Raw genomic sequence first — 23,683 nt, 5'->3', positions numbered from 1 at the left:
GTTTTCCGTTACAATCCCGGCCGCTGTTCAAAAAAAGCAAGACTGTCCTCCGCGTCTCGTTTAAGCTGAGCCTTCAGCGCCGCCACGGAACTGAATTTTTCTTCTTTTCGAAGGTAGTGGAACAGCTGGACATCCAGGATCCTTCCATATACGTCTTTATCAAAACCGAAAATATAGGTTTCCACACCCTTCGGGTATTTTCCGGCTATGGTCGGTTTATATCCCACATTGGACACACTTTGGTAGACCGAACCGTCTATTTCCACCTTCGACACATATACGCCGTTGGGCGGAAGAAGCTTGTCCTCCACCGGAATCTGGTTAATGGTGGGCATGCCAAAGGTCCTCCCCAGGTGATTTCCGTGCACCACTTCACCCGTTACCGTATAGGGATATCCCAGCAGCTCATTCGCCCGCTCCACATTTCCCATCAAAAGCTCTCTTCTTATGAGCGTGCTGCTGATGATCTGTCCGTCTTCCGCAACTGCTTTTTCCATCACTTCCACTTCATATCCATGCCGGGGCGCAAGCTCCTTAAGAAGCGCCACATTTCCCCGCCTTTTGTATCCAAAGCAAAAGTCCGGTCCGGTTATGATCTTTTTCGCCTTCAATCCCTCAGCCAATACCTTTTCCACAAAATACTCCGGCTCCATATGGTGTACTTCCTCAGTAAAGGGATATTCTATCATAAGTTCAACGCCCAGTTTTTCCATATGAGCCCTTTTTTCCCGGTTTGTGAGCAGCACAGGCTGTGCCTCGCCGTCCACAAGATTCTTCGGAGGGCGAAGGAATGTAAAGACCACAGCCTGAAGCCCCTGTTCCCTGGCCAGGAACAATTCATTTATAAGCTTTTGATGCCCTCTGTGAATGCCGTCAAATTTCCCCAGGGTAACCGCAGAAGGCCGATCCGTAGAAATCTCCGTCCGTCCGGTGATCAGTTCCATTATCTTTCCTCCATTACTCCGTCGGGAACTGTGAAAAACAACTTCACAGGGCGGTACCGCCGAATAGCCTCGTCAAAGGAATAAATCCCCATGAACTGCCCGCGCCTGTCATACAGCCGAATCTTCTCTTCTGTCTTATTCTCTGTTTCCTCTCCGGTATCTGTTCCTGCTCTATCCTCTTCTTCTCTGTCAAGCTCCGACAGCTTCAAAGGATTTCCGTTATAAAGAAGCTTCTCCGTCCCTTCTGCCGCTCGGTAAGCTGGATACTCGGGGAACAGAGAATCTATGGAGATCAGCTTCTCCCCCAGCGCTCCCTCATCACGCAGAAGCTCTACCTGTGAAAGAGTCAGCGCATCTTCCAAACGAAAACCGGCGACCCTCACTCGGATCAGTGACTCCATACAGCCCCCGCATCCCAATTTCTTACCGATATCATGGCAGAGTGTACGGATATAAGTCCCTTTCGAACAAGTAACCGTCAATGTCACCCGGGGAAGTTCCATTTTTTCTATGGCGATCTCATGGATCGTCACCGGCCGCGCGGCTCTTTCTATTTCTTTTCCCTGTCTGGCAAACTCATACAGCTTCTTTCCGCCGACCTTCAGGGCAGAATACATCGGAGGCACCTGGGCATACGGCCCGATAAACCCCAGGACCGCTTCCCGGACACTTTCCTCATTCACATCTGCGGAAGACCTGGCGATTACCTGTCCCGTGACATCCTGAGTATCAGTCTCCATTCCAAGCAGAAGCACCGCCCGGTACGTCTTATCCTTGTCTGCCAAAAGTTCACAGACTTTTGTCCCTTTTCCCAGGCAGACCGGCAGAACGCCTTCCGCGTCCGGATCGAGAGTCCCTGTATGACCGATCTTTTTCTGTTTTAAAATTCCACGGAGCTTTGCCACCACATCGTGGGAGGTAAAGCCCCGCTCTTTATATATATTCAATAATCCATCCATAACTGATCTTCCCGCTTCCAGGCTATCTCAGGCCGGCGTCCATAAGCTGCATCTCTATACGCTCTGAAAGGTTATTTAACACATCATATACAGAGCCTGTCATCGTGCATCCGGCCGCCCTCACATGGCCGCCGCCGCCGAAAAACGCGGCAATCCGGCTCACATCTACTACGTTGTTCGAACGCATGCTGACCTTGAATTCCTGCGGTGCCGTTTCATATAAAAAGACAGCACATTCCACACCTTTGGTAATTCTCAGCTGGTCGATGATTCCGTCCAGTTCCTTAGTATCCACCTGATAAAAATCCAGGTCCTTCTGGCGCACCGCCGAATAAATACAGGTTCCGTCCATAAACAGCACACTTTCTGTCAAAGCCCTGCCTAAAATCTGATTCTGTTTATAAGTCTTCTCATAAAAAGTCCTGTCTATGATCTCGGAGAATGGAATTCCTTTCTCAATGAGCCGTCCTGCAATCTCCATAGTAGCTCTTGTAGTATTGGAGTGCTTGAACACCCCGGTATCGTGAACGATGCCCATATAAAGGCATTCTGCCACTTGTCTGTCCACATAAGCGTCATCCATCAGCATATAGAGAGCTTCACTGGTCGCGCTACATTCCGGACGCACATGCATGAGTCCGGCAAAACCGGTATTCGTCACATGATGATCAATGCAGACTGTTTTCCCCGCATGGTCAAAATAACCCGCGAAACCTCCCAACCGTTCTTTGTCACTGGCATCCAGCACAATACAAAGATCGTATACATTTCCGTCGGCTGTGTCATGACTTACAGTATCCGCTCCTTTTAAAAAGCTGAATGCCTCCGGAAAAGGTTCCAGGTACACCTGGACCTGAAGCTCCGGCGCCGACAGCTCCAGATAGTTCCGGAGTCCCAGGCAGGAGCCGACACAGTCTCCGTCCGGCCTTACGTGCCCGATGACAGCAACATTATTCACTTCGGTCAAGATCTCCTTAAGCTGTTCCATATCTGCTCCTTTCTATCCCTGTTTCGCTGTCTTCCCCGCGGCATTCTCAATCCTGCCGTTCCTCTTCCTCAGATCTTTCTTCGGGCTCTGTACTGCCGCCCATAACGTCATCGATCAGCTTCGACATGTGAACGCCGTATTCAATGGACTGATCCAGAATGAAGGTGATCTCCGGCGTGTTTCTGAGATTTACAGATTTCGCCAGGGCCCTTCTGATATAGCCGACTGCGTTTTTCAGGCCCTGGATTGTCTCCTTTGCCGCCTCTTCGTCCCCCAGGACGCTGATATAAGCCTTACAGTACTTGAGGTCAGGCGCCACCTCCACCGCTACGACGGACGTCATAGGGTGGATCCTGGGGTCTTTTACCTCAGTCCTGATGATATTGCTCAGTTCTCTCTGCACTTCACTGTTGACACGGATATTCTTAATGCTGTTTTTACGCATAGTTCACCAATCCTTCCGGGATTACGGCTATCTGGGGACCTCCACCATGATGTAGGCCTCCACCATGTCGTCCTCCTTGATGTCATTGAATCCCTCGAATACGAGTCCGCATTCAAATCCTTTGGCCACTTCCTTCACGTCGTCCTTGAACCGCTTCAGGGATGCAAGGGGGCCTTCGAAGATCTGCTCTCCTTCGCGGCTGATCCTCACACTGCAGTTCCTCTGGAACTTGCCATCCATGACATATCCGCCTGCGATCGTCCCAACTCCTGATGCCTTGAAGGTCTGGCGTACAACGGCATGGCCGATGACCTGCTCCTCAAAGACAGGATCGAGCATCCCCTTCATGGCTGCTTCCACATCCTCGATTGCCTGATAGATCACCTTATAAAGGCGTACATCTACCTTTTCTCTTTCCGCGATAGACTTGGCCGTCGCATCCGGGCGTACATTAAAGCCGATGATGATCGCGTTGGAGGCAGACGCCAAAGACACGTCGGACTCATTGATGGCCCCCACACCGCCGTGAATGACCTTCACGACCACTTCTTCATTGGAAAGTTTCACAAGGCTCTGCTTCACCGCTTCCACGGAGCCCTGGACATCTGCTTTGATGATAATGCCCAGTTCTTTTACATTGCCCGCCTTGATCTGGCTGAACAGGTCATCCAGAGACAGCTTTGCTTTTGTATCATCCAGGAGCTTTTCTCTTCCCTCTGAAATGAAGGTTTCCGCAAAACTCCTTGCTTCCTTTTCTGACTCCGGCGCCACAAATATCTCCCCGGCGCTGGGTACGTCGTTCAAGCCCAGAATCTCTACCGGAGTAGAAGGGCCTGCCTCTTTCACTCGGCGTCCCTTATCATCCATCATGGCCCTCACTTTGCCGTAGCAGGAACCGGCCGCAATGGCATCTCCCACATGGAGCGTTCCCTTCTGAACCAGGATCGTAGCCACCGGGCCTTTTCCTTTATCCAGCTCTGCCTCAATAACAAGGCCTCTCGCACAGCGGCTGGGATTGGCTTTCAGCTCTTTCACTTCTGCTGTCAGAAGAATCATCTCAAGCAGGTTTTCAATCCCCTCTTTCGTATGGGCCGATACGGGCGCAAATATGGTACTTCCGCCCCAATCCTCCGGGACCAGCTCATACTCCGACAACTCCTGCTTCACCCGGTCGATGTTGGCGCTGGGTTTGTCAATCTTGTTAATGGCCACGATGATCTCCACGCCTGCCGCCTTTGCATGATTGATGGCCTCTACCGTCTGGGGCATGACACCGTCATCCGCCGCAACCACCAGGATTGCGATGTCCGTGGCCTGCGCGCCTCTCATTCTCATGGCAGTGAACGCCTCATGGCCGGGCGTATCTAAGAACGTTATCTTCTGTCCAGAGATTTCCACTACCGACGCACCAATATGCTGTGTAATCCCGCCTGCCTCTCTGGCGATGACATTCGTCTCCCGAATCGCGTCCAGCAGAGAAGTCTTGCCGTGGTCTACATGGCCCATTACACACACTACCGGAGATCTCGGAATCATACTGTCCGCGGGATCTTCTGTATCCTTTAAAAGCTCTTCTATGACATCAATCTTGATCTCCTTTTCACAAAGGACATCAAACTCCATGGCAATCTCTTCTGCCGTATCATAATCGATCTCCTGATTGATCGTAACTACTTTTCCCTGCAGGAACAGCTTTTTAACGATGACGGAAGGCTGCAGCTTCATCTTTTCCGCCAGCTCCTTAATCGTCAGGATCTCAGGAAGAACGATGGTCTTTACTACTTCTACTACCGGCTCTGTCTTCTGGTCAGGCACTTTAGCCAGAGACTTGACAGATGCCTTTCCTCCGCGCTTCCCGGACTTAAGCTCAAAATCGTCCACCTGCTTCTTGTCGTACTTATTACCGGCTCTGTTCCCTTGCTTTTGCTTTTGCTTGCCTGAATTCTTCTGGCTGCTGTCCAGCTGGGGAGCGGGAACGGAAAATCCGCCGCTTCTCCTGTTATCTCCCGGCTTCTGCCCGGGCCTTCTGTTATCTCTGTTAAACTGGCCCGGACGGTCTCCGCTTCTTTCCCCGCCGGCAGGCCTGCTGCCATTCCGGTCTCCAGCCGGTCTCCTGTTAGGATCGTAGGGACGCTGCTGGCCCTGGCGGTTTCCGCCGGTCCTGTCGCCGGTCGGCCTGCTCCCGTTCCGATCTCCTGACGGCCTTCTGTTCGCGTCATACGGACGGTCTCCCTGCGGACGGCGTTCCCTGTTATCCGAAAAGCTCCGTTCTCCAGCGGGACGGGCAGTCCTCTGCTGATCCGGGCGGCGGTTCTCTCCGCGCGAAGCAGGCGCTGTCTGGCGGCCTTCCGCAGAGGCAGGCGTCACTGCCTGGGCTCTCATCTGCGGCTTCTGTACGTCGGTTTGAGGCGCCGGCCTTCCTGTTCCTTCCGGTTTCTGTGGAGCAGACGCCGCAGAAGCTGCCGGTTTTATGGATGGCTTAGGTCCGACAGGCCTTGTGGACTGTCTCACCGGCTGACCGGAAGCCGCCGGACGCCCGGTCTGGCCGGGACGTCTCGTTCCGGGTCCTGCCGGTCTGGCTCCGGTACGGCTTCTTCCGGCCTGAGAACTATTCTGTGAACGGAATACTGCGGTAATCCGCTTCTTCGGTGCCGCTTCCGTTTCTGCCTTGGGTTCCTCCTGAGGCTCCGGTTTCGGTGAATACGCCCTTCTGACCATGTCGGCCTGCGCTTCATCGATCACGCTCAGAGGACTCTGGACGTTTACCCCGTTCGCCTGAAGTACGTCCAGTATATCCTTATTATTTTTATCTATTTCCTTCGCTAATTCATGGACTCTCATTTTTGCCATACTTACTACCTCCGTTTGATTACTCACTCTCTATCTGTTTTACCACAGCATCCCGGAAACCTGCGTCTGTCAGCGCCACGGAAGCCCGAAGCTCCCTGCCGATGGCAGAACCCAGGTCTTCTTTTTTACCCCAAAAGTACAAAGGAACTTTATAGTAAGTACACATATTCGTGAACATTTTCTTTGTATTATCCGACGCATCTTCTGCAACGATCACCAGTGTGGCTTTCATGGATTTGACAGCCTTTTCTGTCAGGAACTCGCCGCTGACCAGCCTGCCTGCCTTCATGGCCAGGCCTAAAAGGGATGCTACCCTATTTGCTCTCAATGGCTTCCAGCTCCTTTCTCAGTCTGTCGTACACTTCCGCGGATACCGGCATCTTAAAGGACCGTTCCAGCCCTCTGCCTTTCACGGCTTTTTCCAGGCACTCCCTGTTAAAACACAGATAAGCTCCCCGGCCGTTCTTCTTCCCGGTCGCATCCAGGACGATATCCCCCTCTGCTGTCTTAAGAATTCTGATCATATCCTTTTTATTCTTCATTTCGCCGCAGCCGACGCATTGTCTCTGTGGGTTTTTCTTTTTTACGCTCATGGAATCACGCTCCGTTATGAATTACTCCTGCGGCTCTGTCCCTTCCGGATAGTATCCGCCGTCTCCTTCTTCATATCCCTCTTCGTATCCGTCTTCATACTCGAACCCTTCATAGTTGTCGAATTCACCTTCCATCCCCTCTTCATATCCGATCTCCTCCAGGAGTCCGGATTCTCTTGCCTGAGTCTCGCTCTTAATATCTATCTTAAAGCCGGTCAGCCTTGCGGCCAGTCTTGCGTTCTGGCCCTCCTTGCCAATCGCAAGGGACAACTGATAGTCCGGCACGATTACCTGTGCGGTTTTCTCATCATCGTCAGCCACCACGCAGATGACCTTTGCGGGGCTCAGAGCGTTCTCGATCAGGAGCGCTGAGTTATCGCTCCAGTTGATGATGTCAATCTTCTCTCCGCGCAGCTCTTCCACCACGGCGTTTACCCTGGCGCCGTTAATACCAACGCAGGCGCCGACCGGATCCACATTGGGATCGTTGGAATGAACCGCCATTTTTGTCCTGGAACCTGCTTCTCTGGCAATACTCCTGATCTCCACGGTCCCGTCTTTCACTTCGGCCACTTCCGATTCAAACAGGCGCTTCACCAGCTCCGGGTGTGTCCTGGATACCAGGATCCTGGGACCCTTGGTCGTATCCTTCACTTCCAGGATATATACCTTGATTCTCTCTGTCGGCATAAAAGTCTCGCCCTTTACCTGCTCATTTTCATTCAGCATTGCATCTACTTTACCCAGATTAATGCTGACGTTCCGCCCAAGATACCGCTGGACGATGCCGGTCACGACTTCCTTTTCTTTTCCGTAATACTGATTGAACAGTACCTTTCTCTCCTCTTCGCGGATTTTCTGCAGAATCACGTTCTTTGCGTTCTGAGTGGCGATACGTCCAAATTCCTTGGATTTGATCTCCACCCGTGCGACGTCTCCTATGCCAAGATGGGGATCGATCTCCCTCGCTTCCTCCAAAGTGATCTGAAGAGCGGGGTCTTCTACGTTTTCCACCACCTCCCGTTCGGCGTATACGGAAAAGTTGCAGGTCTCTCTGTCTATGATCGCCTTTACATTATCCGCTTTCCCGAAATGGGTCTTACATGCCTGAATCAAAGAATTCTCGATGGCTTCTAAAAGAGTTTCCTTGCTGATATCTTTCTCTTTTTCCAAAAGCTCAAGGGCTTCCTTCAATTCCTTGTTTTCTTTCATTTATCTGTTTCCTCCTCTTCCTTTCCCTTCCGGGATGTATCCTCATACTCAGCCGAAATCAAATGCCAAACGAATCAATGCAATATCGGTTCTCTCAAAAACAATGGATTCCCCGTCCTCTTTTTCAATAGTTACCGAATGGTCATCATAGGATATCAGTATTCCTATAAATTCCTTCTCCTTATGGAAGGGACGGTACAGACGAATCTCTACCTCTTCTCCAATGCTTCTGGCAAAATCCTTTTCTTTTTTAAGGGGCCTGCCGAGTCCCGGTGAACTGACCTCCAGGATATAGCTGTCGGCGATATAGTCCTCTCTGTCCAGAATATCGCTGAGCGCACGGCTGACTGTCTCACAGTCATCCACCGCTATCCCGCCCGGCTTATCGATGTAGGCTCTCAGAAAACGGTTCCCGCCCTCTTTGACGAATTCCACATCCACCAGCTCAAACTGGTGAGATTCCACGATCGGAAGCAGCAGTTCCTCGGTACGTTTCTCAATGTCTTCTTTTCTTGTCAGCATTCTCTGACCCCTTTCTGCTGATTCTTGTGATATTCACAAAAAGCAGAGTTCTTTCTCTGCAAGCCAAAAACAAAGAGTGGACATCCGCCCACTCTTCATCCTGCTTTATTCATTATCATTAATACTATAGCACATTTTTCCATTCAATGCAAGCTCTTTATTATAGGGATATACTGTTTCTCGCCGCTTCCTCCTCAAAGAAAACCGTACGTCCGATCTGATGAGAGGATATCACGTACTGCCCCTCGCAGTTCCCATAGGTATCTATCTGAAAATTAAATCCGTCGTCTGTCTCTTCTATCTCCATGATCCGGCCCGAATGGACCAGACCATCCTCCGTGTAATATACCACCCGTCCGTTATCCGCCAATTCCATTCCACTTTCTCCTTTCATTTATCGCCTATTTTTTCCAGCAGCCGGAAATTCATCCCTTTTAGCCGGATTTTTATAATATCTTTATCCTTTCACAGCCGTTTTTAAAACAAATTTGTCTTATGTATAAGATGAGACAGGAGGAAATCCAATCCCATCCAGACGACTCGCTGGCAGCCGTAACCAAAATTTTTACGGCCTCCAGTCGGTCCTCTCCAACTGACATGGATAAACCTTAATTTTTCCATGTCAGATTCCAACAAAAATCCGCATGATATGCGATTTTTGCCTCCCTGCGTCCGGGAAAATCCTGCCAACGCCTTTGCGGCGCTCGCCTTACGATGGAATCGAATCATTCCCCCTGCTCCTCTTTCCGCACCGAGATAAGGCTTCCGCGTGTTTTGAAAACCATTGGCGCGGTCCACCGCAGCCCGCTGCCATTAGGCGCGCGGGCCGTATGGATATCCAATCCTTTTCTGGAATCTAAGAAATGAAATTTGTTCAGTATCGTGCGGCAGGGAGGGCACCGGCAGAAAGATTCCGGACCGGCTTAAAGGTGAGCGCCGCAGGGCAGAGGCCGGTGTTCCCCAGGCGGAGGGGGGCAGAAACGGAGACAGGAAATCATAAAGATTTCCTGCCGACATGTGAGCGATACTGCCGGAACGGGGATAAAGCGGTCCCTGCATCGCCAGCGAACCGAAATTGTGACAGTCCGGAACTTCTGCCGGTGTTTAACTGAAACTTGATCGGAGCTGGCTAAAAATGATTCCAAAAAGTATTTTGTTATATTAAACTAAAAGCCTTGTTTCTACGGGACATACTGCAATATCCACGTAGATACAAGGCTTTTCATAGTGGAAGCAATGGGGCTCGAACCCATGACCTCTCGCGTGTGAGGCGAACGCTCATCCCAGCTGAGCTATGCTTCCAGTGCTCTTCTATTTTATCACTTGAAATGAAATAGTCAATAGAAATCTGAAATTTTCTAAAATCCGCTGTCAAACGACATGTACTTAAAAGCAGGAAATTCGCATAATTTGTATATTGAGGCAAAATAAAAAAATAATGTAAAGTAAAAGGCACAGTAAACCTGATCGACGACGGGTTCCATGCCGATATGGTGGTGATCGGGGAGCCCACCAACCTGACCATCTGCCGCGGATGTGAGGGTATGCTGGAGGTCATCATTGAAGTCACCGGAGTCCCGGTTCATGCGTGCAATCCTGAGCTGGGCGTCAATGCCATCGAGGTCATGTATGAAATCATGTCGGAGATTAAAAAAATCCCGGTGGGAACCAGTGAAATATTAAACAAGGGAGCGATCAACTTCGGAGTGATTGAAGGCGGCTCAAGATCTTGTGTCCTTCCTGAGAAATGCACGCTTAAGGTCTCCAGATTCATTGTCGAAGGAGAAAACGGCGCTCAGTTCATGAAACAGATCGAAGCCATCCTGGAAGAAGTGAAGAAAAAAGACGAACGCATCCAGGCTACCGCCATCCTCGGCTATGATACCCTCGCCGGCGTCGTTCAAGACGGTGCGGAAGTGATCGAGATGTTAAAAGAAGCCGGCAGAGAGGTCACAGGAGAAGCCGCTCCTCTGACAGCCATGCGGGCCCATATGGACGCGGACTTCCTGATCAACAAAGCCGGTATTCCCACCGTGGCTTTCGGGCCCGGAGACTTGGACGCTTATAACGCAGGCGCCGAATGGGTCAATATCAGTGATGTCGTCACAGCTGTAAAGGTGTATATCACCGCCGTCATGAACTTGCTCGGATAATACTTAACCGCCCTTTTCGGCCACAAAAAAAATCCTGTGCCGAAAAGGGCGTTTATGTATTTTGTCATTCCCGGTCCTCCTGAAAGGAAATGCTGTGTCTGGAACACCACTGCCTGAGAGATGCCACCAGTTCTCCGTATTCATCGTAGATCAGTTCCTCCGGCACACCGCCAGAAGTGGTGCTGCCCAAATGGTATTCCTCCCGTTTCGCCTCTGATCGGACGGCCATTATTCTGTGGAAAGAAGTCCCGTTCCTTGACCTTCTAAAACCGACAGGCGTCATGGATATCCTTTTTATCTCTCTGGCTGGATAAGATGTTTCATCCACCCGCAGGCTGGAATCTGCCAGAACAATCCGCTCCGGCATTTTTTTCGAATACGTGAAGCAGCGAAAAGCCTGAAGGACCGGCAAGGGCACACAAAAAAGCAAAAAAATGACCAGTATCAAAAATACGGCATTTGCATCCATCGGCTTTTTATATAGGAGACAAAACCACAGGGCCGCTAAAACTGCCCCCGCGGCCGCGCAGCCAATTCCAATCTGCGCCGCTCGTCTGCGTTCCCTTTTCAGCAGTTTTTCTCTGGGTATCTGGAATTCCCGTTTGTCACACGCTTCATAGATATATTCCGCCGTCAGTTCTTCTGGAATCTTTTCAAAAGTCCCATCTTTTCTAAGCTTATTGATATCTTCCATCAAATCTGAAAAATCCAGCGCCTGAATGCCATAGCAGTTCAATACCTTATTATAATGCGGCCGAACCGGCACAAAAATCAGCCGGTTTGTTCCAGTGAATATACCGTTCAGGCGCTTTTTTTCCGTCACCGCCCAAAATCCGGTGTTCAGCGGATACTCCGCATATTTTCGGTTTCCTCTGCAGAACCTGAGTCCTGACGTACTCACTTCGATCCGGATCCTGCACCAGTAAAATGCCCAGAATGATGAGAGACTCAGTGTACAGGTCAGCCAGATACCCATACAGACTCCTTTGGCAAGAGCCAGATATTTAAGCCCATCCAAAAGGACATAAAATAGGAGGAATAAGAAAAATCCGATCAAAACCAGTTTTTTTGCAAATTCGGCCACTAGCAGTCCCGGCGCACTTTTATATATTTTCTTATCCGGAGCCGCGGCCTGCCATTCTGTACCGGCAGATTCTTCACAAAATCCAGCTTTTTCCGCAGCTCCATTCTGCTTTCGTATCAACTGAATCCCCATTATACAAAGCAGTGCCGTCAGGATCATAAAGATAAAAAGAATAGAAAAAAGCCGGAGCTCACTTTTATAAAATCCCCACTTCATCCACTCTGTGATCTGGTGTACTACCAAAAGAGCGGAAAGAAGAAATAAAACGGCTCCGGCCGCCGTCATCAAGATACCCACAATTTTTTTCATTCTGTATTTCCCCGCCTTTCTCCATCCTCAAAATAATCCATTCCTGTGCATGCGGTGATCCTGTTCACTGTCTCTTCCAGAATCTTTTCTGGTTCCGACTGGCTGCAGCCTGTCAGCCAACGTATACTCTGCCGCACGAAGTGCGCCTGCCCGGAGGGCATGAATTAAGGGATGCCCTTGGGTATGATACAAAATACTTTTTGGGATCATTTTAGCCGGCTCCGCTCAAGCTCCAGTTAAGCACCGGCAGAAGTTCCGAGCCGTCACGATTTCGGTTCGCTGGCGATGCAGGGGCCGCTTTATCCCCGCTCCGGCAGTATCGCTCACATGTCGGCGAAAAATCTTTATGATTTTCCGTCTCCGGTTCGCTCAGAAACGGAATCGGTATTTTTCGTTTCTGTCTTCCTCCGCCTGGGGAACACCGGCCGCTGCCCTGCGGCGCTCACCTTTAGGCCGGCCCGGAATCGTTCTGCCGGTGCCCGGCCTCCCGCACCTTTCAAGATACACACTATGCCCTTGATTCCAGAAAAGGATTGGATATCCATACGGCCCGCGCGCATAAAGCAGCGGGCCGCGGTGTCCGCTCCAATATCTTTCGGAACAAACAGAAGCTTATTTTGGTGCGGGAAGAGGAGCAGGAGGAACGATCCGATCCCATCGTAAGACGAGCGCCGCAAGGGCGTTAGCAGGATCTTCCCGGCCGCAGGGAGGTAAAAACCGAATTTCATGCAGGTTTTTATTGGAATCTGACATGGAAAAATTAAGGTTTATCCATGTCAGTTGGAAAGGACCGACTGGAGGCCGTAAAGATCCTGGTTACGGCTGCCAGCGAGCCGCCTGGATGGAATCGGATTTCCTCCTGTCTCATCTGGTTATAAAGGTAAGTTTGTTTTAAAGGTATTCAAAGGTATACCCAAGGGCATCCCTTAATTCATGCCCTCCGGGCAGGCGCACTTCGTGCGGCAGAGTATACCCAAGGGCACTCTTTAATCCATACCGTTCGGGCAGGCGCACTTCGCGCGGCAGATTATACTTTACCTCAGCCCTGGTCCGTCCTTTCCTGACAGCTTTGCTGACAAACAGCGGATAAACCTTTCGCAGAAAGCCTGTACGAGTGTGTCACGGTTCTCATGGAGCGTTTATTTCAAAGAATATACTTCCTATGAAATAAAAAAACTCAGCACCTTGCTGAGAATTTTCGAATGTAACTTTTAATAGCCTGTAGGGGAATCGAACCCCTGTTTCCGCCGTGAGAGGGCGGCGTCTTAACCGCTTGACCAACAGGCCATATCATCAGTATCCTAGGGAAAATCGAGGCGACAAGATTCGAACTTGCGGCCTCCGCGTCCCGAACGCGGCGCTCTACCAAACTGAGCCACGCCTCGATACCTATGTGAGTATATCCTAAATTATATGAATTGTCAAGAAAATAATTGCAATTTCTTTAAAAATTATTTTCGGTTTTATATGATAATTTATTTCATCAGTTTCTGGATCGTTTTACACAACTCGTCCACAGACGCCTCTTTCCCGTCCCGAATGTCCTCTACCACACAGGTTTTGATATGGTTGGACAAAAGCGTTCTGTTAAAGGCGTTGAGCGCAGAGCTCACCGCCTGCACCTGCGTCAGAATATCCACGCAATACCGCTCTTCTTCCACCATGGACCGGATTCCGCGAATCTGCCCCTCCATCCGGTTCAAACGGTGAATCAAATCCTTATATTCTTTTTCATCACGGTGCTTCATCTTTCCGCAATTGCAGCATTCTTTTTTACAATCCATGGAAAACCTCCTGTATTCCGGCCCTGTTTTCGTATCTCATCCATCATACCACAAACCTGTTTTTCCGTAAAGGCAAAGCCTGGCGCCGATGTGTATCGGCGCTATAGATCAAAGAGCGACAGTTGATTGCTCTTCGGAAGATCCCCGAAGATACCCATATCCGCCATCAGATCAATGGTAGTCTTCGGCACCTTCGTCTTCTGCCAGAAGTCTTCCAGAGATAAGAACCGCTCTCCTTTCTCCACCGCTTCCACCACGGCATCGGCAGCCTTACCCCCCAGCCCGTCAATGGAGCTTAAAGACGGCATCAGTTTCCCGTCGACAATCTGGAATTTGTCCGCCTTCGCCCGGTAAATGTCAATGGGCATGAATTCAAATCCTCTGGCATACATTTCCTGGACGATCCGCATGTCGCGGAGGGTATCCTGCTCCTTCTTAGAAAGAGTATCCGAGCGATTTTTATAATCCTGCAGGTAATATTCCAGCTTGTCCCGCCCCTGGCACATAATCTCATAAGAGAATCCGGATGCTCGGATACTGAAAAACGCCGCATAGTACGCCAGCGGATAAAACACCTTACAGTACGCGATCCGCCAGGCCATCATGACATAAGCCGCCGCATGCGCCTTAGGGAACATGTATTTGATCTTCTTACAGGAGCCTATATACCAGTCGGGCACCCCCGCCTCCTTCATGGCCTTTTCCCACTCCGGCTTAAGGCCCTTGCCCTTTCGGACGGCTTCCATGATGGTAAAAGAAAGGCTCTTATCCATCCCCATATGAATCAGATAGATCATGATATCATCACGGGTACAGATAGCAGTCTGAATCGTCGCCTGTCCGCTGAGGATCAGATCCTGCGCGTTCCCAAGCCAGACGTCCGTGCCATGGGAAAGGCCGGAGATCCGGACCAGGTCGGAAAAGCAGGTCGGCTTTGCGTCAATAAGCATCTGCATGGCAAAATCTGTCCCAAACTCAGGGATTCCCAGCGCTCCCAGCTTACAGCCGCCGATATCCTCCGGCTTTATTTTGAGGGCGCTGGTATTCTGAAAGAGACTCATAACTTCCTTACAATCAAGCGGAATTTCCTTCGCGTCCAGTCCCGTCAGGTCCTCCAGCATGCGGATCATGGTAGGATCGTCGTGTCCAAGAATGTCCAGCTTGAGCAGGTTATGATCGATGGAATGATAGTCAAAATGTGTGGTGACAATATCCGTGGTCATATCATTGGCCGGATGCTGGATTGGCGTGAAGGAATTGATTTCTTCTCCATGAGGCATGACCACGATGCCTCCGGGATGCTGCCCTGTCGTCCTTCTGACGCCCACGCAGCCCAAAACGATCCTGTTGATCTCCGCGTTTCTCTTTCTGGTCCCCCGCTCTTCAAAATATTTCTTTACATAGCCGAAAGCCGTCTTATCCGCCAGAGTGCCGATGGTGCCCGCCCGGAAGGTATGACCCTTCCCGAATATCACTTCCGTATAGGCATGGGCCTTGCTCTGATAATCACCGGAGAAGTTCAGGTCGATATCCGGCTCCTTATCTCCTTTAAATCCCAGGAACGTTTCAAAGGGGATATCAAATCCGTTTTTCTTAAGGGGCCTTCCGCAGACGGGACAATCCTTGTCAGGCATGTCGCATCCTGCACCGCCGCTGAATTTTTTCACATCCTCTGAATCAAATTCACTGTAGTGGCAGTTTTCACAATAATAGTGAGGGGAAAGAGGATTCACCTCCGTGATTCCCGACATGGTAGCCACAAAGGAGGAGCCAACAGAGCCACGGGAGCCGACCAGATAGCCGTCTTCGTTGGATTTCCACACCAGCTTCTGCGCGATGATATACATAACGGCGAAGCCGTTGGTGATGATGGAATGGAGCTCCCTCTCCAGACGCTCCTCCACCACCTCCGGCAGCGGGCTCCCATAAATGGACTTCGCCTTATCATAGCACATGGTACGAAGCTCCACGTCGGAATTCTCGATGACAGGAGGGCACTTGTCCGGCCTCACTGGAGCAATCCTCTCACACATATCGGCAATTTTATTGCTGTTGGTCACCACAATCTCGTAGGCTTTCTCCGGGCTCAGATAAGCGAATTCCTTAAGCATCTCCTCCGTTGTCCGCAGATATAGGGGCGCCTGGTTGTCGCAGTCTGAAAATCCCTGGCCCGCCATGATGATCCTCCGGTAGATCTCGTCCTCAGGGTTCAGAAAATGTACGTCGCAGGTGGCGACCACCGGTTTCTTAAACTGCTCTCCCAGTTCAATGATCTTAAGATTCAGATTCTGCAGATCTTCCTCGCTCTTAATCCCGTGTTTGCCTTCCCTCAGCATAAAAGCATTATTGGCAATGGGCTGGACCTCCAGATAATCGTAAAATTTCACCAGGCGCGCCAGCTCCTCGTCGGGCGCCCCTCCCAGGACCGCCTGAAACAGCTCTCCCGCTTCACAGGCCGAGCCGATAATCAGGCCCTCCCTATGCTTTGCAAGCTCACTTTTTGGAATTCTGGGCCTTCTGGCAAAATAGGTCAGATGAGACATGGAAATGAGCTTATACAGGTTCACGCGCCCCGTATCGTTCTTGGCCAGGATAATCACATGATAGGTGGGCATTTTCCGGATATTGTCCACGGACATACTGCCCAGCTCATTTACTCCGTCTAAAGTCTCCACATTTTTCTTACGGAGCTTTTCCACAAAAGCCACAAAAATATGTGCCGTCGCCTCCGCATCATCCACCGCCCTGTGATGATTCTCCAGGGATACACCCAGGGCTTTTGCCACCGTATCCAGCTTATACCGTTTAAGCTCCGGAAGGAGGATCCTGGCCAGGGTCACCGTATCCACAACAGTTGGTTTATAGTTTATACCGAGAAGCCCTGAGTTGTGCTCGATAAAGCTCATATCAAAGGACGCATTATGGGCCACCATGACAGAATCTCCGCAAAATTCGAGAAACTGCGGAAGGACCGTCTCTATGGTCGGTTTCCCGATGACCATACTGTCATTGATGCCGGTCAGCTTCTCAATCTCAAAGGGTATGGGAAGCTCCGGATTCACAAAGGCAGAAAACCGATCGTTGATCTCTCCATTCACTACCTTTACCGCGCCTATCTCGATAATTCTGTTTTTCGCAGCGCTGAGGCCTGTCGTCTCGATATCGAACACCACATAAGTATCCAAAAGAGACTGGTTTTCCGAACGCACCACCACATCCTTCAAATCGTCTACCAGATATCCCTCCACGCCATATATCACCTTGAAGGGATCTGTCTTAATGGTCTCAAACTGATTATAATCGAAAGTATGGAACGCGTCCGGAAATGCCTGTACGCAGCCATGATCGGTGATGGCCATAGCCGGCATTCCCCAGGATTTGGCCCGTTTTATCAGATCCTTTACATCCGAAACGCCGTCCATATCGCTCATCTTTGTATGGCAGTGAAGCTCAACCCTTTTCACATCGCTGTTATCCTGTCTTTTGGAAGTGAAATCAGCAGCCTTTCGGATTCCGGTGACCGACGCGATCGTAAGCTCTCCATCAAACTTGTCAATATTGGTAATTCCTTTGATCTTGAGGAATATCCCTGTCTTTAAGAAGCCGCGGACCTCGTCGATCATCTCCGGCTTGATGAACATCTTCACAGTGATCGTATCGGTAAAATCCGTGATATCGAAAATCATGATGGTTTTCCCGCTGCGAAGCTCCCTTTCCTCCAATCGGAGTACCTTTCCGCAGATGACCACCTCTCCCATCTCGCCGATGATCTGGTCTAAGGACACCTCTTCTCCATCGTCAAAGTCATATCCGAACAAAACGTCGTCATGACGCATTTTGCTCCTTCTGCCGAAATAGCCGCCCTTTTTCACTGCCGTCCTGGGCGCCGGCTTTTTTTCCTCCGCCGCGGGCTCATTCTTTTCATCCAGCTCCTTTAATTTTTCTTCTTCTGCCGCAGCAAAAGAAGACTGCCGCACTACCCGGGCAGCCTGCTTTTTTGTAAGCTGTTCTTTTTCCTTTTCATGCTGTCCCAGCCGACATTCCTTATAGAGATAGCGAACTTCTATTCCAAAGCCGCAGCGTTCATTGAACACCTTTTCCAGCACCCTCTTAAGCTCATCCACTTTGCTCTTGGTGACGATATCATTCTCCACCTCCAGCGTCAGGATATTCTCCTCCGGAAATTCCCACTGGGCCTTTCGAAAAATATTATATTCGATAAGGCTGTACATTTTAAGTTCCAAAAGGATGCTGTCCCGGTAGACCCGCATCAGCTTTTCCGGATTATACTGGGCCGACAGCCGGTACGTCTCCTGAATCTTGATCTCTGTCTCATAGCCGCCGAACAGCTGCTTCTTTATGCTTGCTTCCAATATGTAGATGTTTCTTTTATGTATCAGCCTTTCGGAGACGATATAAATACGGATGGAGCTTCTGTCCTTGTTGGCCGCCACTTTTTCTATGGTGACCAGCTCCAGAAGCTCCCTCATTTCGTCCGAAACCTGCAGCTTTGGAATGACTTCCCAGAATTTCTTTCCCATTATCCGCACTCCCTGCCATTCGCGGCCCTTTTATGCCGCAGCTACTTCTTCCAATGCAACAGCTCGTCCTTAAGTACCGACAGAAGTTCCTTCTCGGGTACCTTCCGCACGACCTCGCCCTTTTTGATCAAAAGGCCTTCGCCGATCCCTCCCGCAATTCCAATATCCGCCTCTCTCGCTTCTCCCGGTCCGTTGACCACGCAGCCCATGACCGCCACCTTAAGCTCCAGGCCATCCATGCCGGATACCATGGTCTCCACCTGATTTGCCAGACCGATCAGATCAATCTTGGTACGGCCGCAGGTAGGACAGGACACCACTTCGATGCCGCCTTTTCTGAGTCCCATGGTGCGGAGGATCTGCTTCGCCGACCTCACCTCTTCCAACGGATCTCCCGTGAGGGATACCCGAATGGTATCGCCGATTCCCTGATACAGGATGATACCCAGGCCCAGCGACGATTTGATATTCCCCGAATGCAGCGTTCCGGCTTCCGTGATGCCCACATGTAGCGGATATGACGTCCTTTCCGCTATCAGCTCGTGGGCTCTGGCACACATGAGCACATCGGAGGACTTGATGCTGATCACCAGGTTGTCGTACCCCATATCCTCTATCAGACGCGCCTTATCTAAAGCGCTCTCCACAAGGCCTTCCGCCGTTACGCCTCTGTATTTCGATATGAGCTCCTTCTCCAGGGAACCGCTGTTCACACCGACGCGGATGGGGACATGCCTCTCCTTCGCCGCGTTTACGACGGCTTCTACCCGCTCTCTCGAGCCAATATTCCCCGGATTGATGCGAATCTTATCCGCTCCGTTTTCCACTGCCGCTATTGCCAGCCGATAATCAAAATGAATATCCGCCACCAGCGGGATGGATATCTGCTTCTTGATCTCTTTCAGTGCATGGGCTGCTTCCATAGTCGGCACCGCACAGCGGATGATCTCGCAGCCGGCCTCTTCCAGTCTGTGGATCTGAGTCACGGTAGCGGCAATATCTTCTGTCCTCGTATTCGTCATGGACTGGATCAGGACCGGGCTGCCGCCGCCGATCTCCCTGTTTCCAATCCGGATTCTCTTTGTATTATCCCGATATGCCATAGCATATTCCTCCACACTGCGTATCTTCTGTAAGCTATTTGTCCGCCGCGCCGTTTTCCGGCCCGCAGCTGTCCCATGCTCCGGTCAGCGGACAATCTTCAGGACATCATTAAACAGGACAAACACCATGAGCGCCATCAAAAGCACGATACCGATGGTATGCACCATTCCTTCTTTCTCCCTTGGCACAGGCTTTCCGCGGATGATCTCTATGAGAATGAACACCAGGCGGCCGCCGTCCAAAGCCGGCAGCGGCAGAAGGTTCAGTACGCCCAGGTTCACGCTGAGCAGGATGCTGAAATTCATCAGGTTCAAGAACACATAAAGGATTCCGTCCGGCTTACTCTGCTCCACAACCTCTCCGACCATGTTCACGATTCCAACAGGGCCTGACAGATCATCTACTCCTACCTTTCCGGTGACCAGCATCTTAAGAGAAGTAAGGGTATAGCTCATCCAATACCGCACTTCCGAAAAGCTGCTTCTGATCACGGAAAGCGCTCCCGCGTTCTTATTCCGGTAGCCGACCGCTTCCATTCCCAAAGTATTGGATTTATAATACGCAGGCGTTACAGTCAGATTAAAGCTTTCTCCATCCCGTTCACAGGTGATCGTCACCGCCTTATCCTTACTGAGGGGATGCTCTTCAAAATATGTCTGAAGTGCTGTGCCGCTGGCAATGGGAATCCCATCTATAGCCGTGATGGTATCTCCTACCTTCGCACCGTTCTTCTCCATATCCAGGCCTTCCACCAGGCTGGTGATCTCAGCCGGTTCTTCCGTGGCATAATAGGAAAATCCGGTCATATAGGATTCATAAGTCGGGTCCAGTTCTGTGGTGAACGTCTCTCCATCCCGTTCATAAGTGATCGTGAGAGGGGAACCGTCCATCGGATGGTTCAGGAAATAAAGCTCGATGTCCCGCCCGAGGGTGATCTTATGGCCGTCAATGGCCTTTATCAAGTCTCCTTCTTCAAGACCCGCCTTGGCGGCGCCGTATTCTTCTGACACATAATACACTCTCGGCTCATTTACTCCGGCCAGGCTCAGTACCACAATAGAAAGTACAAGTGCCAACAGAAAATTAAAGATCGGTCCGCCTGCCACCACCGCAAACCTGGCAAGAGGAGATTTACTGTTGAAAGAATCCTCACTTTCATCCTCATCGTCTTCCCCGACCATCTGGCAGGAACCGCCAAACGGGATTGCTTTCAGGGAATATCTGGTCCCGCCCTTTACGCCGCTTATGATCCGTGGACCCATGCCCACGGAAAACTCCACGACGCCGATACCGTTTTTCTTTGCCAAAAGGAAATGTCCGAATTCATGGGACACCACCAGGATGCTGAACACCAGAAGTGCCAGCACAATGTTTAAGATCATGCTTTCTACCACCTGTCTTCAATATAGGAATATGTTTCTGCTTCTGCCTGGAGGATTTCTTCCAATCCAGGGTTCTCCTGCCGCTTATGACGGGCCATCGCGGCTTCTATAATATCCGTGATCTGCAAATATCCGATTTTCTGCCGTAAGAATGCCGCCACAGCCCATTCGTTGGCCGCGTTAAACACGGTCGGCATCGTGCCGCCCTTTTCTCCGGCCTCATAGGCCATGGAGAGCCCCGGAAAGTTTTTAAGATCCGGAGCCTCAAATTCTATGGAACGAAGACTCCAGAAATCCAGCCGTTCTCCATTCATGTGCCGCCTTTCCGGGTATAAAAGCGCATACTGGATCGGCAGCTTCATATCCGGAGTTCCCATCTGGGCGATCACCGCCCCGTCCTCATACTGGACCATGGAATGAATGATGCTTTGGGGCTGGACTACCACCTGTACGTCGGAAAGCTCCACGTCAAACAGCCATTTCGCCTCCATGACCTCCAGCCCCTTATTCACCAGCGTGGAGGAATCAATCGTCACCTTGTGGCCCATGGACCAATTCGGATGCTTCAGCGCGTCCTGAAGCCGTATTCCTTCCATCTGTTTTCTCGTAAATCCGCGGAAGGGGCCTCCTGAGGCCGTCAGGAGGATCTTCTCTATTTTATTTCCTTCTTCCCCGTTCCGGGATTGGAAAATGGCGCTGTGCTCACTGTCCACCGGGAGAATCCTCACACCGTTTTTTTTCGCCAGCGGCATGATCAGATGCCCCGCCGTCACAAGTGTTTCCTTATTGGCTAAGGCAATATCCTTTCCCGCCTCAATGGCTGCGATGGTAGGCCGGATGCCGATCATGCCTACAACTCCGGTCACCACGATCTCAGCCGTTTCTTCCGTGGCTGCGGAAAGAAGTCCTTCCATTCCGGCCAGCACCTGGATCCCCGTATCCGCAAGCCTTACGGCCAGGTCCTTCGCTTTTTCCTCGTCCCAGAGGCTCACCAGCCTGGGGCAGAATTCTCTCGCCTGTGCCTCCAGAAGCTCTATGTTAGTTCCGGCCGCCAGCGCGGTCACCTGCATATCCGGATTCTCACGCACCACCTCTAAGGTCTGTGTCCCAATGGAGCCTGTGGAGCCCAATATCGAAATCTTCTTCATTTATCTTTATCTCCGTTATATGAACTTATTATACGCTGCCCTTATAAAAACCATTTAAACGCTTCCATTCCCCGGGTCAGCAGGACAATGGTGTAATAAATGGCCGGGGCAACAAAAATGACGCTGTCAAACCGGTCCAGGATGCCTCCATGACCTGGAATCAGCTTTCCATAATCCTTTACATCATGGTTCCGCTTGATGGCAGAGGCCGCCAGATCCCCAATCTGGGAAATCACCGCTCCCACCATACAGATAATAGCACAGTCCAGGACCGGAGAAGTGAGCTCTGCCCCCACGCTGCTTCCAAAAACTGCGCCGTAAACGGCGCCCAGGATTCCCGCCCCCAGAATACCTCCTACCGCGCCCTCTACTGATTTCTTTGGACTCAAACGGGGCGCCATCTTATGTTTTCCAATGAGCATGCCCACACAGTATGCACAGGTATCACATCCCCAGGAGCTTAAGATCACCAGCCATACCAGAAGCTGACCTCCCTCCATCACCCTGGTCCGGTACATATAGGACAGCATCACAGCCACATATACCAGCCCGAAGAACGCCGTCATTACCTGTCCTGCCTGGTACCGCGGAAATGTGAACACATAGACCGCCATCAAAAGAATCAGAAATACGACAAAGAAAATCACCGGCATGGAATCCACCGCCGGGTTTTCCGAAAGGATGAGAATGAGATAGTAAAGCGCTGCCATTGCATATCCCACCGCTCCAAGCAGGCTTTTCTCTATCCCGACGGTCCGGTACAGCTCATACATACCGATAAGAGAAATGAGGAGCAGCCCTCCTGCTAGGACATATCCCCCCAGCGTAAGAAGGCCTATGGCAATGAGAACCAAAACAACGCCGCTTATCAACCTGGTCCTGAACATTCTCACACCCCCCCAAACCGTCTGTCTCTATCATTGTATTTCTCTATGGCTTTGGCCAATTCCTCTTTATTGAAATCCGGCCAAAGAACATCGGTAAAATAGAATTCCGTATACGCCAGCTGCCATAAAAGATAATTGGACAGCCTCTGTTCTCCGCTGGTCCGGATGAGCAGATCGGGATCCGGCAGCTCCCTGGTATCCAGATAGCTGTTGATCAAGCCCTCCGTCACCTCTTCGGGGCGCACCTTCCCGTCCCTGCAGTCTTCCATCATGCGGCGCACCGCCCTTGTGATCTCGTCCCTGCTTCCATAATTCACCGCGATCGTGAATACCATCCGCGTATTCTCCCGCGTCTCATTCTCCAGCCGGTTCAGGCCCTCAATGATATCCGGGTCGAACCGGCTCCGTTCTCCTATCATGATGACACGCACATGATTCCGCTTTGCCACCTTTAAAAGCCGCTTCATATAATAGCGGAACAGCTGCATAAGAGCCCCCACCTCTTCCGCAGAGCGTTTCCAGTTCTCCGTGGAAAAGCCATAAACAGTCAGGTATTCTATCCCCATCCGCGCCGCGTCCTCAACAGTCTGCTCTACTACCTTGCAGCCTTCCACATGTCCCATGTTCCTGGGCAGGCCCCGTTTTTTCGCCCATCTGCCATTGCCGTCCAATATAATGGCCACATGCTTCGGTATCTTCCAGTCCGTTTTCTCTTTCTCTGCCATAGTTCCTCCAACTTTATCTCTGTTCGCCGGTAACAAAGTGGGCAAGGCCCAAG

At 50.9% G+C, this 23,683-nt stretch carries 22 protein-coding genes and 3 tRNA genes; 2 read left to right on the top strand and 23 right to left on the bottom strand.

The window, feature by feature from the left end; all coding sequences use genetic code 11:
* Window positions 1-8: 8 nt before the first annotated feature.
* The 10 genes from H9Q78_RS12765 to H9Q78_RS12720 all read right to left on the bottom strand — a co-directional run bounded on the left by H9Q78_RS12765 (window position 9) and on the right by H9Q78_RS12720 (window position 8,889).
* Complete coding sequence (locus tag H9Q78_RS12765; protein WP_249302158.1) at window positions 9-944, bottom strand: bifunctional riboflavin kinase/FAD synthetase; 936 nt, start codon at window positions 942-944, stop codon at window positions 9-11.
* Entirely contained in the window at window positions 944-1,903 is a 960-nt protein-coding gene (gene truB / locus H9Q78_RS12760; RefSeq protein ID WP_249302156.1) for a tRNA pseudouridine(55) synthase TruB, read from the bottom strand. The genes H9Q78_RS12765 and truB overlap by 1 nt, the downstream gene beginning before the upstream one ends.
* Window positions 1,904-1,925: 22 nt before the next feature.
* Window positions 1,926-2,891: a DHH family phosphoesterase gene (locus tag H9Q78_RS12755; RefSeq protein WP_249302154.1), complete on the bottom strand. Its 966-nt coding sequence runs from the start codon at window positions 2,889-2,891 to the stop codon at window positions 1,926-1,928.
* A 46-nt stretch (window positions 2,892-2,937) separates the two neighbouring features.
* Complete coding sequence (gene rbfA / locus H9Q78_RS12750; protein WP_249302152.1) at window positions 2,938-3,336, bottom strand: 30S ribosome-binding factor RbfA; 399 nt, start codon at window positions 3,334-3,336, stop codon at window positions 2,938-2,940.
* A gap of 27 nt (window positions 3,337-3,363) precedes the next feature.
* On the bottom strand, window positions 3,364-6,186 hold the full coding sequence (gene infB / locus H9Q78_RS12745; protein ID WP_249302150.1) for a translation initiation factor IF-2: 2,823 nt from the start codon (window positions 6,184-6,186) through the stop codon (window positions 3,364-3,366).
* Between the two features lie 19 nt (window positions 6,187-6,205).
* Window positions 6,206-6,514 carry a L7Ae/L30e/S12e/Gadd45 family ribosomal protein gene (locus H9Q78_RS12740; RefSeq protein ID WP_147597334.1) on the bottom strand — a complete coding sequence of 103 codons (309 nt, stop codon included), beginning with the start codon at window positions 6,512-6,514 and terminating at the stop codon, window positions 6,206-6,208.
* Window positions 6,501-6,779, bottom strand: coding sequence for an RNase P modulator RnpM (rnpM, locus tag H9Q78_RS12735; protein ID WP_249302148.1), 279 nt, complete (start codon window positions 6,777-6,779; stop codon window positions 6,501-6,503). Before rnpM ends, H9Q78_RS12740 begins: the two co-directional genes overlap by 14 nt.
* A gap of 21 nt (window positions 6,780-6,800) precedes the next feature.
* Window positions 6,801-7,991, bottom strand: coding sequence for a transcription termination factor NusA (nusA, locus tag H9Q78_RS12730; RefSeq protein ID WP_249302146.1), 1,191 nt, complete (start codon window positions 7,989-7,991; stop codon window positions 6,801-6,803).
* Window positions 7,992-8,039: 48 nt separating this feature from the next.
* Window positions 8,040-8,510, bottom strand: a complete 471-nt coding sequence (locus tag H9Q78_RS12725; protein ID WP_249304828.1) for a ribosome maturation factor RimP — start codon at window positions 8,508-8,510, stop codon at window positions 8,040-8,042.
* A 163-nt stretch (window positions 8,511-8,673) separates the two neighbouring features.
* Window positions 8,674-8,889 carry a hypothetical protein gene (locus H9Q78_RS12720; RefSeq protein WP_249302145.1) on the bottom strand — a complete coding sequence of 72 codons (216 nt, stop codon included), beginning with the start codon at window positions 8,887-8,889 and terminating at the stop codon, window positions 8,674-8,676.
* A 487-nt stretch (window positions 8,890-9,376) separates the two neighbouring features.
* On the opposite strand from H9Q78_RS12720, the gene H9Q78_RS12715 reads away from it, so the two are divergent.
* On the top strand, window positions 9,377-9,625 hold the full coding sequence (locus H9Q78_RS12715) for a hypothetical protein (RefSeq protein ID WP_249302143.1): 249 nt from the start codon (window positions 9,377-9,379) through the stop codon (window positions 9,623-9,625).
* A gap of 116 nt (window positions 9,626-9,741) precedes the next feature.
* Here H9Q78_RS12715 and H9Q78_RS12710 read toward each other — a convergent pair.
* A tRNA-Val gene (locus tag H9Q78_RS12710) sits at window positions 9,742-9,815 on the bottom strand.
* 161 nt (window positions 9,816-9,976) lie between these two features.
* Between H9Q78_RS12710 and H9Q78_RS12705 the strand changes: the two genes are divergently transcribed.
* Window positions 9,977-10,666 carry a M20 family metallopeptidase gene (locus H9Q78_RS12705; RefSeq protein WP_330595303.1) on the top strand — a complete coding sequence of 230 codons (690 nt, stop codon included), beginning with the start codon at window positions 9,977-9,979 and terminating at the stop codon, window positions 10,664-10,666.
* 64 nt (window positions 10,667-10,730) lie between these two features.
* On the opposite strand, the gene H9Q78_RS12700 is transcribed toward H9Q78_RS12705, so the two are convergent.
* The 12 genes from H9Q78_RS12700 to H9Q78_RS12645 form a co-directional block, all read right to left on the bottom strand.
* Window positions 10,731-12,059 carry a hypothetical protein gene (locus H9Q78_RS12700; RefSeq protein ID WP_249302139.1) on the bottom strand — a complete coding sequence of 443 codons (1,329 nt, stop codon included), beginning with the start codon at window positions 12,057-12,059 and terminating at the stop codon, window positions 10,731-10,733.
* A complete protein-coding gene (locus tag H9Q78_RS12695) occupies window positions 12,056-12,196 on the bottom strand; it encodes a hypothetical protein (RefSeq protein ID WP_249302137.1) in 141 nt (46 codons plus the stop codon). Before H9Q78_RS12695 ends, H9Q78_RS12700 begins: the two co-directional genes overlap by 4 nt.
* A 207-nt stretch (window positions 12,197-12,403) precedes the next feature.
* Entirely contained in the window at window positions 12,404-12,604 is a 201-nt protein-coding gene (locus tag H9Q78_RS12690) for a hypothetical protein (protein WP_249302135.1), read from the bottom strand.
* A gap of 670 nt (window positions 12,605-13,274) precedes the next feature.
* A tRNA-Glu gene (locus H9Q78_RS12685) sits at window positions 13,275-13,346 on the bottom strand.
* Between the two features lie 24 nt (window positions 13,347-13,370).
* Window positions 13,371-13,444 (bottom strand) — tRNA-Pro (locus H9Q78_RS12680).
* 90 nt (window positions 13,445-13,534) lie between these two features.
* On the bottom strand, window positions 13,535-13,843 hold the full coding sequence (locus H9Q78_RS12675; RefSeq protein WP_147597340.1) for a metal-sensing transcriptional repressor: 309 nt from the start codon (window positions 13,841-13,843) through the stop codon (window positions 13,535-13,537).
* Between the two features lie 101 nt (window positions 13,844-13,944).
* Entirely contained in the window at window positions 13,945-18,384 is a 4,440-nt protein-coding gene (locus H9Q78_RS12670) for a PolC-type DNA polymerase III (protein WP_249302132.1), read from the bottom strand.
* Between the two features lie 41 nt (window positions 18,385-18,425).
* Window positions 18,426-19,502 carry a flavodoxin-dependent (E)-4-hydroxy-3-methylbut-2-enyl-diphosphate synthase gene (gene ispG / locus H9Q78_RS12665; protein WP_283245051.1) on the bottom strand — a complete coding sequence of 359 codons (1,077 nt, stop codon included), beginning with the start codon at window positions 19,500-19,502 and terminating at the stop codon, window positions 18,426-18,428.
* A 69-nt stretch (window positions 19,503-19,571) separates the two neighbouring features.
* Window positions 19,572-20,870 carry an RIP metalloprotease RseP gene (gene rseP / locus H9Q78_RS12660; protein ID WP_249302127.1) on the bottom strand — a complete coding sequence of 433 codons (1,299 nt, stop codon included), beginning with the start codon at window positions 20,868-20,870 and terminating at the stop codon, window positions 19,572-19,574.
* Window positions 20,871-20,875: 5 nt separating this feature from the next.
* Window positions 20,876-22,018, bottom strand: a complete 1,143-nt coding sequence (locus H9Q78_RS12655; protein WP_249302125.1) for a 1-deoxy-D-xylulose-5-phosphate reductoisomerase — start codon at window positions 22,016-22,018, stop codon at window positions 20,876-20,878.
* A 41-nt stretch (window positions 22,019-22,059) separates the two neighbouring features.
* A complete protein-coding gene (locus tag H9Q78_RS12650) occupies window positions 22,060-22,905 on the bottom strand; it encodes a phosphatidate cytidylyltransferase (RefSeq protein ID WP_249302123.1) in 846 nt (281 codons plus the stop codon).
* Window positions 22,906-22,907: 2 nt separating this feature from the next.
* Window positions 22,908-23,630 carry an isoprenyl transferase gene (locus tag H9Q78_RS12645; RefSeq protein ID WP_249302121.1) on the bottom strand — a complete coding sequence of 241 codons (723 nt, stop codon included), beginning with the start codon at window positions 23,628-23,630 and terminating at the stop codon, window positions 22,908-22,910.
* Between the last annotated feature and the right edge of the window lie 53 nt (window positions 23,631-23,683).

Origin of the sequence: Qiania dongpingensis (assembly GCF_014337195.1) — a bacterium.
In the GTDB taxonomy this organism is placed as follows: domain Bacteria; phylum Bacillota; class Clostridia; order Lachnospirales; family Lachnospiraceae; genus Lientehia; species Lientehia dongpingensis.
The sequence above is the reverse complement of the archived record's forward strand: the minus strand, read 5'-3'. Positions and strand labels throughout refer to the sequence as shown.